This window comes from Gordonia sp. McavH-238-E (assembly GCF_022348225.1).
In the GTDB taxonomy this organism is placed as follows: domain Bacteria; phylum Actinomycetota; class Actinomycetes; order Mycobacteriales; family Mycobacteriaceae; genus Gordonia; species Gordonia terrae.
The window spans coordinates 26998-40745 of sequence record NZ_JAKRFE010000007.1 but is presented as its reverse complement, the minus strand read 5'-3'; the positions used below and the strand labels follow the sequence as shown (position 1 = coordinate 40745).

Here is a 13748-nt window from a genome sequence, read left to right as displayed (position 1 = left end):
CTGGGTGGTGGTCTGCCGTTGTGGCCGGAGGAGGTGCCGGATGCGGTCAGCTGCGCGCGATCTCGGCCTCCACCTGTTCGTCGGTGAGGTGTATGACGTCGAGGAAGGTCTGCGCCACGAAGGATGCGCGTTCCCCGCCGAGCTCGGTGAGCCGCCCGGCGAGACCCGCGATGGTCCGCTGGGTGAAGATGTCCGCGACCGAGAGGCCGGGTGCGTCGAGCCACTGGCGCACCAGCGCGACCACCCGGGTGGCCTGGACGGAATCCCCGCCGAGAGAGATGAAGTCCTCGGTGACGCTCGCCGGCGGGGCGGGCAGGACCTCGCCGAAGATCACCGCGAGGGCTTCTTCCACCGGGCCGCGAGGTGTGACGGCCTCGAGCGGGTCGTCGTCGGTGTCGGTGCCGGCGGCGATGGCTTTGCGGTCGTGTTTGCCGTTCGGCGTCAGCGGGAACCGGTCCAGGACCGCGACGGAACGTGGGACCATGTGTGGCGGCAGGGTTTCGGCCAACCGGGCGCGCAGGCCGGCGTCGTCGTCGGTCGCCCCGGCGGTGAGCACGACCGCCGCGCGTAGGTCCCGGCCGTCGGACCACGCGACCGCCGAGCCCACCCCGTTCAGGCCCAGGAGACCGGCCTCGACCTCACCGAGTTCGACGCGATATCCGCGGATTTTGACCATGTGGTCGGCGCGACCGAGGAAGTCCAGGAAGCCGCCGGGTAGGTAGCGCGCGAGATCACCGGTGCGGTACCAGCGTTGACCCTCGTACTCGACGAAGCGGTCGGCGGTGCGATCCGGATCGCCCCGGTACCCGTTGGCCACCCCGGCCCCGCCGATCCACAGTTCGCCCGGTACGAGGTCGGGACGGTCGCGACCGGCATCGTCGACGACTCGGCAGCGGACGCCGCGCAACGGTATTCCGTACGGTACGAACGCCATTCCGGCCGGGACGGCATCGGCTTCGCAGATGGTGGAGTGGATGGCCGTCTCGGTGGTCCCGCCGAGACCGGCGACGCGACAATCCGGCAATTGCGCCGCGACACGGTCGAGCAGTGACACATCGACCTTGTCGCCGCCCATGATGATCATCCGCAGCGACGAGGGCAGGGGCGCGAGGTCGAGGAGCATGCCGAGGATCGACGGCACGCAGTTGAGCACACTGACCGACTGTTCGCCGAGCAGTCGCACCCAGTCGTCGACCTTGGTCTGCTCGTCGTCGCCCGGCACGACGACGGCGCCGCCCACGGCCAGCAGTCCGAAGATGTCGAAGACGGAGAGATCGAATTCCAGCGACGACACCTGCAGGCTGCGGTCGCCTGCCCCGATCGCGTACCGGTCGACGAGGTCGGTGATGGTCGCCACCGCGGCGCGATGCGGAACCTGCACGCCCTTGGGCAGGCCGGTCGAGCCGGAGGTGAACAGTACGTAGGCGAGGTCGTCGGTGGTCACCGCGATCGGCTCGGTCGGCTCGGCGAGCCGGGCGTCGTCGAGCGTGAGCACGGTGCCGGCGGTGGTTTCCCAGGCCGCGGGATCGGTGGTGAGAACAGCGGCGGGAGTGGCGACGTCGAGGATGCGTTCGCGGCGTGCCCGGGGCTGTGTGGGGGCGATCGGGACGTAGGCGGCGCCGGCGGCGAGGACTCCCAGCGCCGCGACCACCTGGTCGCCGCCCTTGGGCAGATGGACGACCACCGTGTCGCCGGACGCGACACCGGCCGCGACAAGCGCTCCGGCGACGCGCCGGGCTTCCTCGGCCAACTCGGCGTGGGTCCAGGTACGTGCATCGGACACGACGGCCGGCGCGTCGTCGTGCTCGGCGGCCCGGGCGAAGAAGGTTCCGTGCAGGGTCCCGTCGAAGGTGTCGGTGACCGGCAGTGGGCTTTCCACCGAGAGTCGCTGTGCGCGAACCTCCGCGCTGATCGGCGACGGTGCGGGCGCATCCCATTCGCCGTCGACGAGGAGTCCGAGAAGCCGGACGTAGTGGTCGAACATCGAACGCGCAGTGGAGAGTCGGAGATCAGAGGCGCGGACGTCCCAGTTGAGGAGGAGGCCACCGGCCACCTCGGTCACCTGGGCGTCGAGAAGGACCTGCGGCCCCTGCGACACGATCCAGGACGGATCTCCCAGCACGTCGGTCGCCTGCTGGGAGAAGAGGTCTCCCAGTCCCAGTGCGCTGGTGAACACGATCGGCGAGACGACGGGCTCGCCACGGTGGCGGCTCAGTTCGCGCAGCACGTCCAGGCCGCTCATCGAACCGTGCGCGGCGGCCTCGTGCATCGACGACCGCATCGACCGTGCTCGCTCGGCGAGTGTGGCCGGCGCGCTCAGGTCGACACCCACGAGGATCGACGAGGTGAAGTCGCCCACCACGCGCTCGACGTCCGGGTGCGCCTGGGGTCGGTCGAACAGCGGCACGGTGATCAGAAAACGCGGTGTGGCCGAATGTGTTCCGACTGCCTCGGCGAACACCGCGGCGACCGCCGCCGCCGGGGTGACCCCGCGTCGGTGTGCGTGCTCCTCGAGCCGTTTCCAGTCCGAGGCGGACACCGAATGGTGCAGGCGGACACTGTGCGGCTCGACCTCACCGCGCGCCGCGCGCTCGTCGAGCGGAAGCTCGGGCGGTCCGGGGAGCGTGGGAATGCGTTCGCGCCACCAGGTCACGTCGTCGTCGAGGATCTCGCGGGACGTGCGATCCGCGGTGATCGTCGCGAAGGTCACGCCGAGCTCGGGCAGGGTCTCACCGCGATACAGGCGAGCGAAGTCGTCGACGAGTACCCGGTAGCTCATCGCGTCCGCGGCGATCATGTCGACGTCGAGGTGGACACGGGCCGAGTTCGCCGGCAGCAGACTCAGTTCGGCGCGGATGACCGCTCCTTCGTCGACCGGCAGCGTGCGGTGTGTGCCGTCGGCGCGCTTCGCGGCCAGGATCTGCTCGACCATCTCTGCCGAATAGGACCGGAGATCATGCACGGCAATGGCTTCCGGGTGCGCCGGGCCGATCTCCTGGGTGCCGTCGGGGAGCACGCGGACGCGCAGCATCGGGTGGCGCTCCATCAGCGCGGACATGGCCGCGGCGAAGCGTTCGGGATCGACGTCGGAACCGTCGAACTCGATGTAGAGGTGTGCCGCGACGTTGCCGAAGGCGTGACTGTCCGATCGCCCGATCCAGTAGGCGTGCTGCATCGGGGCGAGGGGGAACGGTCCGGTGGTCGCTTCGGACACCGGTGACGAGGAGTCGTCGTCGGCGATCGGTGCCGATGCGCCGCCCAGCAGTGCTGCCCAGGCGGTGATGGTCGGTTGTGCGGCGAGGCGGGCGAAGTCGATGTCGATGCCGCGTTTGCGCCAGGTGCCGGCGAGTCGCATCATCCGCAGGGAATCGAGTCCCTGGGCGATGAGGTCCTGGTCTGGGTCGAGCGACTCGGGAGAGACGCCCAGCGCGGTGCCCACCTCGGCGCGGATGTCCGGTGTGGTCGTGTCCACTTCGGCGTCACCGGTGGCAGCGAGAAGGAGTGGTGCCCAGGCGGTGATGGTCGGTTGTGCGGCGAGGCGGGCGAAGTCGATGTCGATGCCGCGTTTGCGCCAGGTGCCGGCGAGTCGCATCATCCGCAGGGAATCGAGTCCCTGGGCGATGAGATCCTGCTCCGGGTCGAGCGACTCGGGCGTCAGGCCGAGGGCCCCGGCCACCTCGGCGACGATGTCGGCCATGGTGGCAAGGTCCGTGGTCTGGGAATTCGTGGCCATCAGCCGGCGTGCCTCTCGCAGTTCGGTGACATGGTTACTCAGGCTGGGGAACCCGCATTTAGGGTAGGTTATACTAACTAACCGCTCTGCCCAATCCCTGGGCATGCCGGCGAGAGAGCCCCACGGGCCGACGCGAATTAGGTTAGCCTAAGTTCGCTCCGAACGTCCCATCGGATGATGTGAATCACGCTGCGCCACCGACAGGATCTGGGTCTTGTGTCCTAGAAAGATTAGGCTACCCTACCCAAATGACGCGAACGTTCATGTTCGCCGGACCGGCGGTCGAGACGACACGCGGGACGACCCCTCGGTCGTCGACACGACCGAAGACTTTGACACGACCGACGCCACATGCTGGCGAGAACGGGAAACGAGAATGTCGCAGAACAGCGTGATCCTGGAGGAATCGGGCTCGACCAATGCGTTGGCGGCCACCGTTCGTGAGGCGATGCTGGCGGGAGACACGAGCCTCTCCGTCCTGGACTCCGATACCGGCGAGTGGGTGACGGCACCATGGCGTGAGGTCCACGCCCGCGCCGAGCAGATCGCCGTCCAACTGCTCGCCGACAGCGAACTGCACGAGCCGCAGGCCCTCGGCCTGATCGGGGACCCCACGGTGGATCTGATCGCCGCCATCCAGGGCGCGTGGCTCGCCGGCGTTCCGGTCACCATCCTGCCGGGTCCGATCCGGGGGGCGGACGAGGAGCGGTGGGCGCAGAACACCTACCAGCGGTACGTGTCGATCGGCGTCGGCACCGTCCTCGGCAGCGGCACCCAGCTCGACCTGCTGACCAAGGTCGAGGGACGGCTGCACATCGCCCGCGTGGCCGAATACGGCCTGGGCGCAGACACCACCGATTTCGTCGCGCGCAATGTCAACGGCAACACCATCGCCGTCCTCCAGGGAACCGCCGGTTCGACCGGCGACCCGAAGACCGTCGCCCTCACGGCGTCGGCCGTCTACTCGAACGCCATCGAACTGGTCAGCCGGCTCGGCCTCCACCGCACCCGCGACACCGGATTCAGTTGGTTGCCGCTCTATCACGACATGGGTCTGATGTTCCTGCTCGCCGGAATGACCACCGGCATCCCGGCCTACATCGTGCCCAACACCGCCTTCGCCGCGGCGCCCTTCAAGTGGATGCAGTGGCTCACCGAGACCAAGACGACCGTCACCGCTGCGCCGAACTTCGCCTACGACATCCTCGGGCGCTACGGCAAGCTGCTGCGCGACATCGACCTGTCGAATCTGCGCGTCGCGATCAGTGGCGGAGAGCCGATCGACGCCGACGCGTTCGACAAGTTCCTCGAGGCGACCGCGCCGTTCGGCTTCGATCGGTCCGCCGCCGCACCCGCCTACGGAATGGCTGAATCCGCGTGCGCGGTGACGATGCCCGCGGTCGGCGAGGGCGTGCACTACGACGAGGTCACCGTGACCCCGCCCGGCGGTGGCGAGCCCATTCGCCGCCGGTACGCGATCCTCGGTAAACCACTGGGCGGCATGCAGGTTCGCATCGTCGAGCCGAATGTCGACGTCCCGGTGATCGACGGGCGCAACGTCGGGCACGTGGAGATCCGCGGTGCGTCGATGATGCGCGGCTACCTCGGTGACGCGGATCTCGGTGCGGGTGAATGGTTCTCGACCGGCGACCTCGGTTACCTGGTCGACGACCGGCTGGTGATCTGTGGACGGGCCAAGGAGGTCATCATCGTCGCCGGCCGCAACCTGTTCCCGATCGAGATCGAACGCGCAGCCGCCGAGGTGGCCGGGGTGCGTCGTGGTGGCGTCGTGGCGATGGCCCGAGGTGAGGGATCGTCCCGTCCGGGCCTCGTGATCCTCGCCGAGTACAAGGGTTCCGATCCGGACACCGCGCGCGCCGAGGTCAACTCCGAAGTCGCATCGGCGTGCGGGATCATGCCCGCCGAGGTGATCTTCGTCGCGCCGGATTCGGTGCCCCGCACCACATCCGGAAAGATCCGCCGGCTCGAGACCCGTCAGATGGTCGAGAACGGCACCTTCGAGTAGATCCGATTTTCCGTGGGGCGTCGTGTCATCCCGGCGGCCACGAGAATGACAGTGTCTCTCCGGCCCGTCACCGGGCCGGGGAGGCGCTGTAGAGAGGTTCAGGTATGAGCGAGGTATCGACCAAGGGGCGTGGCTGGCAAGGCGCGGTCATGAAGATCCTGGGTGGCGACGACTTCACCTTCACCGTCACCGCGAAGGAGTCGGTGACCGACCACTATCTGCGGCTGCGTTTCGATGGCGGCGGGCTCCTCGCCGGCTCCACGGTCCACCCCACCATGTGGGTTCGACTGTGGTTCGCCGATGGCGGCAAGATGCATCAGCGCGGATACACGCTGGTCGATCCCGACCCGTCGACGGACACCTTCGACATCGAGTTCGCCATCCACGACGGCACCGCGGCGCGGTGGGCCCGGGACGCGCAGGCGGGGGACACCATCGGTGCCACCCTGATGGGCTCGAAGTTCGCGATCCCCGAGCCCGCCCCGGTGGGCTGGCTCATCGCCGGCGACACCGCTTCGCTTCCCGCGATCAACTCCTTGCTGGACACGCTCGGGAACTCCGGTGCGGGAGCGACCATCTGGTTCGAGTACCAGCACGAGAGCGACAAGTCGTTGCCGCTGCGACTCCGCGATCACGACACGGTCCACTGGATCGCGCGCGGGGCGGACGGTAGCGCTCTCGTCGACGCGGTTCGGTCCGCCGCCTTCGACGCCACGGACCATTTCGGTTGGGTGGCCCTCGATTCGGTGAGCACGCGCGCAGTCGCTGGATCGTTCAAGGCCGACTTCGGGCTTCCCAAGAAGTCGGTGAAGTCCCAGGCGTACTGGATCGTCGGGAAGTCGTTCGCCTGAGTCGACCATCTCATGCTCCCTGAGGTGCGAGCGAAGCGAGTCCCATTGCTCCCTGAGGTGCGAGCGAAGCGAGCCACGAAGGGGCTCGCAACGCATCTCGCTGCGCCCTTCGTGGCTCGTCGCTATCGCTCCTCGCACCTCAGGGAGCGTGGGGAGGCTCGCACCTCAGGGGGCAGCGGGAGCTCGCACCTCGGGATGGGCTGAGTTTCACTCCGCGACCTCGAAGACCACCGGGGCGTGATCGCTGGCGCCCTTCGCCTTTCGCGCGTCGCGCCCGATGTGGGCGCCCATGATGCGGGTGTCGAGGGCGGGTGAGCAGAACGCGTAGTCGATGCGCATGCCCTCGTTGCGGGGGAAGCGCAGCTGGGTGTAGTCCCAGAAGGTGAACCCGGGCGCGTACGGGAGGGCCGAGTCGACGAGGCCGGCGTCCAGAAATCCTTGTACGGCTGCCCGTTCGGGCGGGGTGACGTGTGTGCGACCGTCGAAGTACTCGCGATCCCATACGTCGTCGTCGGTCTGCGCGACGTTCCAGTCGCCCGCGAGCATCAGTTCGGCGGCCGGGTCGTGCGCCAGCCGCAGGGTGATGTGGTTGCGCAGCGCGTCGAGCCACGCGAGCTTGTAGCTGTAGTGCGGGTCATCGGGGGTCCGGCCGTTGGGCACGTACAGGCTCCAGACGCGAACGCCGTTGCAGCGCGCGGAGATCGAGCGAGCCTCCCGGATCGGCTGGCCGTCGACCGGATGGGTCGGCACGCCGTCGAAGGCGATCTCGACCTCGTCGAGCCCGACCCGCGAGGCGATCGCGACGCCGTTGTAGGCGCCCTGTCCGACATGCGCGACGTCGTACCCGGCGGCGAGGAAACTCATCAGCGGGAACGCGTCGTCGTGGCACTTGGTCTCCTGCAAGGCCAGTACATCCACGTCGGCGCCCTCCGCCCAGGCGACGACGGACTCCGACCGGGCGCGGATCGAGTTCACGTTCCAGGTGGCGATTCTCATCGGCCGCCCCCCGGCGCGACCGGCAGGTCCGGCGTGACATACCGATAGGTGTGGTGCAATCCGAATCCGAGGCGGCGGTACCAGGACCCGGCCGACCGGTTGTCGGACTCGACCTGCAGGTAGACCGCCTCGGCGCCGCGGTTCACCCCCCAGGCCGTCAGTGCCGCAACCACATCGGAGGCCAGTCCGCCTCCTCGCCGGCTCGGCTCGGTCCACAGTGCGGTCAATCCCAGCCATCGGCGCCCGTCCGGTGCCTCGGTCACCGAGCCCCGCCCGATCGCTGCCGTATCGCCGATGGTCGCGAAGGTCAGCGGGCCGTCCCCGGTGGTCACGACATCGGCGGCCGCATCGGGCTGCCGAGACGCACGCCCGGTGGCGTACGCGCCCAGCCATCCGGCGTCCGGCGCGTTCTCGAGTCGGACAGGGCGCGAGGCGTTCTCGCCGATGCGCGCGTGCAGGGCGGCGAGGTCGGCCGTCAACATCTGCACCTCGACCCCGGGATTCCCGACCCCGGGATTCTCGGCGACGGCGGTCGGCGGGATGAGCCGGTCCGGCAGGGCGAGCAGCGCGGGGAGGTCGCGATCGGCGTACCACGCGCCGATGCGACGCAGGGTCGATGCGTCCGGACGTGCGTGTCGCTCGAGGGGCACCGCCGAGTTCGCGCGCCTGCTGAATCCGTGCCCGGCCCGCAGGAACCAACCGTCGACCCACTCGCTGTCGACGCCGGGCCAGGCGGCGGCGGCAGCCCACTCGAGGTTCCGGATCTCGTTGTTGCGCACGGGTTTCGCCGACAGCAGGCGCACCGCCGTGATGGCCGCGAACGGGATCGACAACTCCTCGTCGTCGCGTCGTATCCGCACGGGGTCGGCGTCGTCGAGCAGGACGCCGGTCACGTCGGACCGGGCGGCCGCGGGATCGCCCCGCCAGTCGGCGGGGGTGGAATCGCCCAGCCGGTACCGGACGACCACGCGGTCACCGATGACCGCACCCGACAATGAGACCTCCACGCGCGAAAGCGAGATCAGTCGTCGTCGTGGCCGAACGGGTCGGCGACCTCGCCGGGCGTCCAGGTCAACCCGGGCACGCCCCAGTTGTTCCGCTTGATCGCCTTCTTCGCGGCACGGGCGTTGCGCCCCACCAGGACGTCGACGTAGAGGAAGCCGTCGAGGTGGCCGACCTCGTGCTGGAGCATGCGGGCGAAGAACCCCTCGCCCTCGATGACGACCTCGGCGCCGGTCCGGTCGACCCCGGTGACGCGCGCCCAGTCGGCGCGGCCGGTGGGGAACTGCTCGCCCGGCACCGACAGGCAGCCCTCGTCGTTGTCGTCGGGATCCGGCATGGTCTCGGGGATCTCGGACGTCTCGAGGACCGGGTTGATGACCTCGCCGCGCCGGCGAGCCGACGACCGGTCGCCGTCGGGGCAGTCGTAGACGAACATGCGGGAGCCGACGCCCACCTGGTTGGCGGCGAGGCCCACGCCGTGGGCGGCGTCCATGGTCTCGTACATGTCGTCGAGGAGACCGACGACCTCGTCGGACGGACGGCCGTCCGCGTCGAGGGGGACCGGAGTGGTCGGCTGGTGCAGGACCGGCTCGCCCACGATGCAGATCGGGAGAATCGCCATGGCGCTCACCTTAGCGCTGCTCAGGGCGCAGGAACGACGCCGGGTACGGCGTCGCGGATGGCGTCACCGGCGGGGCCGGGAATGCCGGGGAAGAGCGTCGACTGCCAGTCGAAGCTGTCGACCGGCTCGGTCACCACGGCGCCGGCGCACGACCCGCGCAGGGAGGCCCGCACATCGGCGATGATCGCCGGGTCTCGCATCTCGATGGTGTGGTCGAAGCCGGTGTTCGCGAGGGGGACCGGTGAATAGGCGCGGCACTGTGCGGTCCCGTCGAGGCGGCCGTCGGTCCATTCGCCGTCGCTCTGCACCACCGAGTAGCGAGTGGGGCCGGGGGCGTCGGGACCACGGTTGAGGGCGGTGACCGCGTCGGCGTACATGCAGGTGTCGTACCCGCCGTCGCGCGGCTGAGCGCACCCGCCGGGTGAGCCGTACTGGGCCGTGCCGATCGCCACGTACTCGTCGACGACGGCGGACCCGCCGAGGAACTTCAGGTAGTGCCGGGCGCCGAGCCCGCCTGCGCTGTGGGCGACGATGCCGATGGACGACGCCTTGCCGACGAAGGGCTCGACCGTCCGTTGGATGAGCTTCGCATCCGATGCGACGTCGCGACCCCCGGCGTGCGCGTACACCACGGTGTTCCCGTCGGCGCGGATCGCGTCGGCGAGCGGACGGAACGTCTCCTCGTTCTGTGCATCGCCCGCGTAGAGCTGCTGACCGGGCACGATGACGACGACCCGATCGCCGGGCGCCGCGCCGGCGGCCGCGGGGAGTGCGGTTGCCGCCGAAGCGATCGCGATCGCCGACGCCAGGGCGAGGAGAGCGCCGCCGAGTGGTCGACGGGGCCGTGCGGTCCCGGATACAACTGTCGTCATCTCTGTGCCCCCGATCGATGGCATCCCCGGTCGGGGGATGTGTAAGGGGAGCCTAACAGTGGGCGCCGTCACCCGGATCGTGCGGAGTGCGGGCCGTGGCGAGTCACAGCGCGATCGGACCGGCCCGCCGTGGTTAGATTGTCTGCGAACCACACCGCTGTCATTCGTCGTCGTGAGGCGACGTCCGCATCCGCATCGCCCAGCGAATCGGTGCACGTCAGCGGTGGTGTGAGGTCGTTGACTGTATCTGAGGGAGTGAGATGGACAGCGCAGCTGCGCGTAGCCAGAAACAGGGCGATCAACCCACCCCCGACACGAACGCCGGAATCGGGGCGGACGGGACCGCCGCGCCGCTCGATCCGCACGAGGTCGGCGCGGACGGACTGACCCGCCGCGAACACGACATCCTCGCGTTCGAGCGGCAGTGGTGGAAGTACGCCGGTGCCAAAGAAGAAGCGATCAAAGAGCTGTTCGGGTTGTCGGCGACGCGGTACTACCAGGTGCTCAACGCGCTGGTCGACCGTCCCGAGGCGCTCGCGGCCGATCCGATGCTCGTCAAACGGCTGCGCCGTCTGCGGGCAACACGACAGAAAGCCCGCGCGGCGCGTCGTCTGGGCTTCGAGATCACCTGACACGCTGAACCCGGTCGCCGTCCCACGGTGCGTTAAGGTCGTCGGTGATGAATGCAGACCGTGAGCCCAATCGCCTTCCGCTGCGCGCGGGGGCGATGATGCTCTTCGCAGTCGCCGTCGTCTTCATCGGCCTCGGCTGGCATTCGGCGGCGACCGCGGGGAACGACTCGCCGACGACCGAGGCCGCGACGACCGTGTCGTCGACGCCCACCTCGACGTCGCCGTCCACCAGTGCGGCATCGACCGGCAAGCGGCTGTGCGTGATCAATGCCGGTCAGGTCGCGGGCCTGGCCTCGGACGTGACCGAGCTGCTCCAGGCCAAGGGCTATCAGATGGCCGAACCCGGCAACTACACCGCGGGTGGGTTCAGCGAGAACACGATCTTCCACGAGGACGACACGGACAAGGCCCAGGCCGACGAGGTGGCGGAGGCGCTGGGCGGGACGGTCGCCGTCGAGGAGCGTCCGACGTCGTTCACGCGCTGCCGGGGCGGTATCCCCGTCGTCGTGGTGACCGCGGTCAGCGGCGCGTGAGCGGTCGTGAGATGACACCGCGTACGTGACGCCGATGCCGAAGCATCCCTGGCCCCGAGAACCCGCCCGACCGACAACGCCCTGATCCTGAAAATCATTGTCCGCCAAACAAGGAGTGACATGTCCGGACGTTCCAAAATCGCCGCGCCCCGCGCCCTCGCCGCGCTGGTCTCCGCGGGACTGATCGGCGTGGCACTGGCCGGGTGTAGTCCCGACCAGGAGCCCACGGATGTCCCGGGCACGACGCCGCCCGTCGTCAGCGACGCGCCCCTTCCGCCCGGCGCCGAAGACGACGTGGACAGCGAGCCCAGCGGTCAGATCGCCGTCGCCGAGATCAAGGACACCTCCGGCGACGTCGTCGGCCAGGCCACCATCACCGCGGCCTCCGAGACCGCCGAGCCGGTCACCATCAACGTCCGCGTCACCGCGGGTGACCTGCCCGCCGGGTTCCACGGCATGCACATCCACGAGAACGGCACCTGCGACGCGGGCGCCGGCGGTTCGCAGGCGTTCACGTCCGCGGGCGGGCACCTGCAGGTCGACGGCAACACCAGCCACCCCTCCAGCGGCGACCTGATCTCGATCAACATCCTCGAGGATCACACCGGCCGGACGGTCACGACGACCGACGCCGTGAACCTCCAGCAGCTGATCGGCAAGTCGATCATGATCCACGAGAAGCCGGACAACTTCGGCAACATCCCGGCCGACAAGTACCCAGGCGGCGCGAACCCCGACACCCTGAAGACCGGCGACGCCGGCGCCCGTATCGCGTGCGGTGTCATCGAAGAGCAGAGCTAGGCGTCCTGGCACCGTCCGAGGCCGCCACGCACATGGCTCCGATCGAGTTCGACGGGTCACCGACCCCCACCCTCGGGGTCGAATGGGAATTCGCCCTGACCGACAAGGTGACCGGCGACCTGTCGAACTCGGCGGCGGCGCTCTTCGCCGCCGTCGGTGACCACCACCCCGACTTCGCGGGCAAGATCCACAAGGAACTGCTGCGCAACACCGTCGAGCTGGTGACCGGGATCTGCCGGACCACGGGTGAGGCGATCGCCGACCTCACCGGCACGCTGGGTGTGGTACGCGGGCTGACCGAGGAACTCGGCGTCGATCTGTACGGCGCGGGTACGCATCCGTTCGCGGAGTATTCGACCCAGCTGCTCACCGAGGGGCACCGATACGCGGAGCTGATCGAACGCACCCAGTGGTGGGGTCGGCAGATGCTGATCTGGGGCGTGCACGTCCACGTCGGGATCAGCCACCGCGACAAGGTGTTACCCATCCTCGACGCGCTCCTGAACTATTATCCACACCTGCTCGCGCTCTCGTCGTCGTCGCCGATGTGGGCCGGCCAGGACACCGGATACGCGAGCAACCGCGCGATGATGTTCCAGCAACTCCCGACAGCGGGGTTGCCGTTCCAGTTCCGGACGTGGGAGCAGTTCGAGAATTTCGTCGCCGATCAGAAGACGACCGGCATCATCGACCATCTCAACGAGATTCGTTGGGACATCCGGCCTTCGCCGCATCTCGGCACCATCGAGGTGCGGGTCTGCGACGGCATGACCAACCTCGGTGAGCTGTCGGCGATCGTCGCGCTCATCCACTGCCTCGTTGTCGACCTCGACCGTCGGTTCTCGGCGGGGGAGACGCTGCCGACGATGGCTCCCTGGCTCGTCCAGGAGAACAAGTGGCGGGCGGCTCGATACGGACTCGATGCCATCGTCATCCTCGACGCGGACTGCACCGAGGAACTGGTGACCGACGATCTCGCCGCGCTCCTCGAGCGTCTCGAACCCATTGCGCGCGAACTCGATTGCGTCGACGAGCTCGCCGGCGTCGAGCGCATCATGGCGCAGGGGGCCAGCTACCAGCGCCAGCGCGCGGTGCATCGTCGGACCGCGTCCCTGCGCGAGGTGGTCGCGTCGGTGGTCGGCGAACTCGACGCTCCCTGACCCGGTCGGATCGAGGTCGTCCCGGGACTCGACGTCAGAGGGCCAGGCCGATGGCGAGTACGAGGATCGCAAGGGCCGGAACGACTCCCTGCTTGAGTGCGGCCGCGATCTTGTCGGGGCTCGACACGGCGAGCACGAGTGCGGCGGCCGCCATCGACGCCGTGCCGGTGATGACGAGCGTCGCGCCGATCGCGGTGGACCCGCCGATGACGAAGGCGATCCCGACGAACACGGCGATCGCGAGGAACAGGTTGTAGAACCCCTGGTTGAACGCGAGTTCTTGCTGCGCACTCGCCTGTTCCACCGTTCCGGTGCCGAATGTCGCGCGTGCACGCTTGCTCGTCCACGCGATGGACTCCAGATAGAAGATGAAGACGTGGACGAGCGCCGCGATCGCGGCGAGCACCAGACCTGCGATGACCATTTCCGTACTCCTCGTTGTCGACGGCCGGCCGGAGCCATAGTGTTCCGACCGGTCTAAAATACCGAAGGACGACGAGGGAGAGGCGGGTGGGCCGCG

General features: G+C 68.8%; 12 protein-coding genes. 6 read left to right on the top strand and 6 right to left on the bottom strand.

What is annotated here, in order from left to right:
• Window positions 1-46: 46 nt before the first annotated feature.
• Window positions 47-3733: an amino acid adenylation domain-containing protein gene (locus tag MHN80_RS11725; protein ID WP_239401827.1), complete on the bottom strand. Its 3687-nt coding sequence runs from the start codon at window positions 3731-3733 to the stop codon at window positions 47-49.
• Between the two features lie 376 nt (window positions 3734-4109).
• On the opposite strand from MHN80_RS11725, the gene mbtM reads away from it, so the two are divergent.
• Window positions 4110-5759: a long-chain-fatty acid--ACP ligase MbtM gene (gene mbtM, locus MHN80_RS11720; RefSeq protein WP_004022807.1), complete on the top strand. Its 1650-nt coding sequence runs from the start codon at window positions 4110-4112 to the stop codon at window positions 5757-5759.
• 104 nt (window positions 5760-5863) lie between these two features.
• A complete protein-coding gene (locus tag MHN80_RS11715; RefSeq protein WP_239401825.1) occupies window positions 5864-6610 on the top strand; it encodes a siderophore-interacting protein in 747 nt (248 codons plus the stop codon).
• 207 nt (window positions 6611-6817) lie between these two features.
• Here the strand turns inward: MHN80_RS11715 and MHN80_RS11710 are convergent, their stop codons facing one another.
• From MHN80_RS11710 to MHN80_RS11695, 4 genes are read right to left on the bottom strand one after another with little or no spacing between them, the layout of a single operon-like run.
• A complete protein-coding gene (locus MHN80_RS11710; protein ID WP_004022809.1) occupies window positions 6818-7606 on the bottom strand; it encodes an exodeoxyribonuclease III in 789 nt (262 codons plus the stop codon).
• Complete coding sequence (locus tag MHN80_RS11705) at window positions 7603-8613, bottom strand: GNAT family N-acetyltransferase (protein WP_239401823.1); 1011 nt, start codon at window positions 8611-8613, stop codon at window positions 7603-7605. Before MHN80_RS11705 ends, MHN80_RS11710 begins: the two co-directional genes overlap by 4 nt.
• 14 nt (window positions 8614-8627) lie before the next feature.
• Window positions 8628-9230: a peptide deformylase gene (locus MHN80_RS11700; RefSeq protein WP_004022811.1), complete on the bottom strand. Its 603-nt coding sequence runs from the start codon at window positions 9228-9230 to the stop codon at window positions 8628-8630.
• 20 nt (window positions 9231-9250) lie between these two features.
• The gene (locus MHN80_RS11695) at window positions 9251-10102 is read right to left on the bottom strand and encodes a triacylglycerol lipase (RefSeq protein WP_239401821.1); all 852 of its coding nucleotides are present in this window, start codon (window positions 10100-10102) and stop codon (window positions 9251-9253) included.
• 260 nt (window positions 10103-10362) lie between these two features.
• Here MHN80_RS11695 and MHN80_RS11690 point away from each other — a divergent pair, with 260 nt between their 5' ends.
• From MHN80_RS11690 to MHN80_RS11675, 4 genes are all read left to right on the top strand, one after another.
• On the top strand, window positions 10363-10734 hold the full coding sequence (locus tag MHN80_RS11690) for a DUF3263 domain-containing protein (protein WP_004022813.1): 372 nt from the start codon (window positions 10363-10365) through the stop codon (window positions 10732-10734).
• A gap of 47 nt (window positions 10735-10781) precedes the next feature.
• The gene (locus tag MHN80_RS11685) at window positions 10782-11267 is read left to right on the top strand and encodes a LytR C-terminal domain-containing protein (protein ID WP_064570980.1); all 486 of its coding nucleotides are present in this window, start codon (window positions 10782-10784) and stop codon (window positions 11265-11267) included.
• A 120-nt stretch (window positions 11268-11387) separates the two neighbouring features.
• The gene (locus MHN80_RS11680; RefSeq protein ID WP_239401819.1) at window positions 11388-12068 is read left to right on the top strand and encodes a superoxide dismutase family protein; all 681 of its coding nucleotides are present in this window, start codon (window positions 11388-11390) and stop codon (window positions 12066-12068) included.
• A 32-nt stretch (window positions 12069-12100) separates the two neighbouring features.
• Window positions 12101-13228, top strand: a complete 1128-nt coding sequence (locus tag MHN80_RS11675) for a glutamate--cysteine ligase (protein WP_064571465.1) — start codon at window positions 12101-12103, stop codon at window positions 13226-13228.
• Window positions 13229-13262: 34 nt separating this feature from the next.
• Here MHN80_RS11675 and MHN80_RS11670 read toward each other — a convergent pair whose 3' ends face one another.
• The gene (locus tag MHN80_RS11670; RefSeq protein WP_239401817.1) at window positions 13263-13652 is read right to left on the bottom strand and encodes a DUF1304 domain-containing protein; all 390 of its coding nucleotides are present in this window, start codon (window positions 13650-13652) and stop codon (window positions 13263-13265) included.
• Window positions 13653-13748: the final 96 nt, after the last annotated feature.

Bases quoted from the DNA above. Each gene is read 5' to 3' on its own strand.
- MHN80_RS11725 (WP_239401827.1), bottom strand. From the start codon at position 3,733: ATGGCCACGAATTCCCAGACCACGGACCTTGCCACCATGGCCGACATC.
- mbtM (WP_004022807.1), top strand. From the start codon at position 4,110: ATGTCGCAGAACAGCGTGATCCTGGAGGAATCGGGCTCGACCAATGCG.
- MHN80_RS11715 (WP_239401825.1), top strand. From the start codon at position 5,864: ATGAGCGAGGTATCGACCAAGGGGCGTGGCTGGCAAGGCGCGGTCATG.
- MHN80_RS11710 (WP_004022809.1), bottom strand. From the start codon at position 7,606: ATGAGAATCGCCACCTGGAACGTGAACTCGATCCGCGCCCGGTCGGAG.
- MHN80_RS11700 (WP_004022811.1), bottom strand. From the start codon at position 9,230: ATGGCGATTCTCCCGATCTGCATCGTGGGCGAGCCGGTCCTGCACCAG.
- MHN80_RS11695 (WP_239401821.1), bottom strand. From the start codon at position 10,102: ATGACGACAGTTGTATCCGGGACCGCACGGCCCCGTCGACCACTCGGC.
- MHN80_RS11690 (WP_004022813.1), top strand. From the start codon at position 10,363: ATGGACAGCGCAGCTGCGCGTAGCCAGAAACAGGGCGATCAACCCACC.
- MHN80_RS11685 (WP_064570980.1), top strand. From the start codon at position 10,782: ATGAATGCAGACCGTGAGCCCAATCGCCTTCCGCTGCGCGCGGGGGCG.
- MHN80_RS11680 (WP_239401819.1), top strand. From the start codon at position 11,388: ATGTCCGGACGTTCCAAAATCGCCGCGCCCCGCGCCCTCGCCGCGCTG.
- MHN80_RS11675 (WP_064571465.1), top strand. From the start codon at position 12,101: ATGGCTCCGATCGAGTTCGACGGGTCACCGACCCCCACCCTCGGGGTC.
- MHN80_RS11670 (WP_239401817.1), bottom strand. From the start codon at position 13,652: ATGGTCATCGCAGGTCTGGTGCTCGCCGCGATCGCGGCGCTCGTCCAC.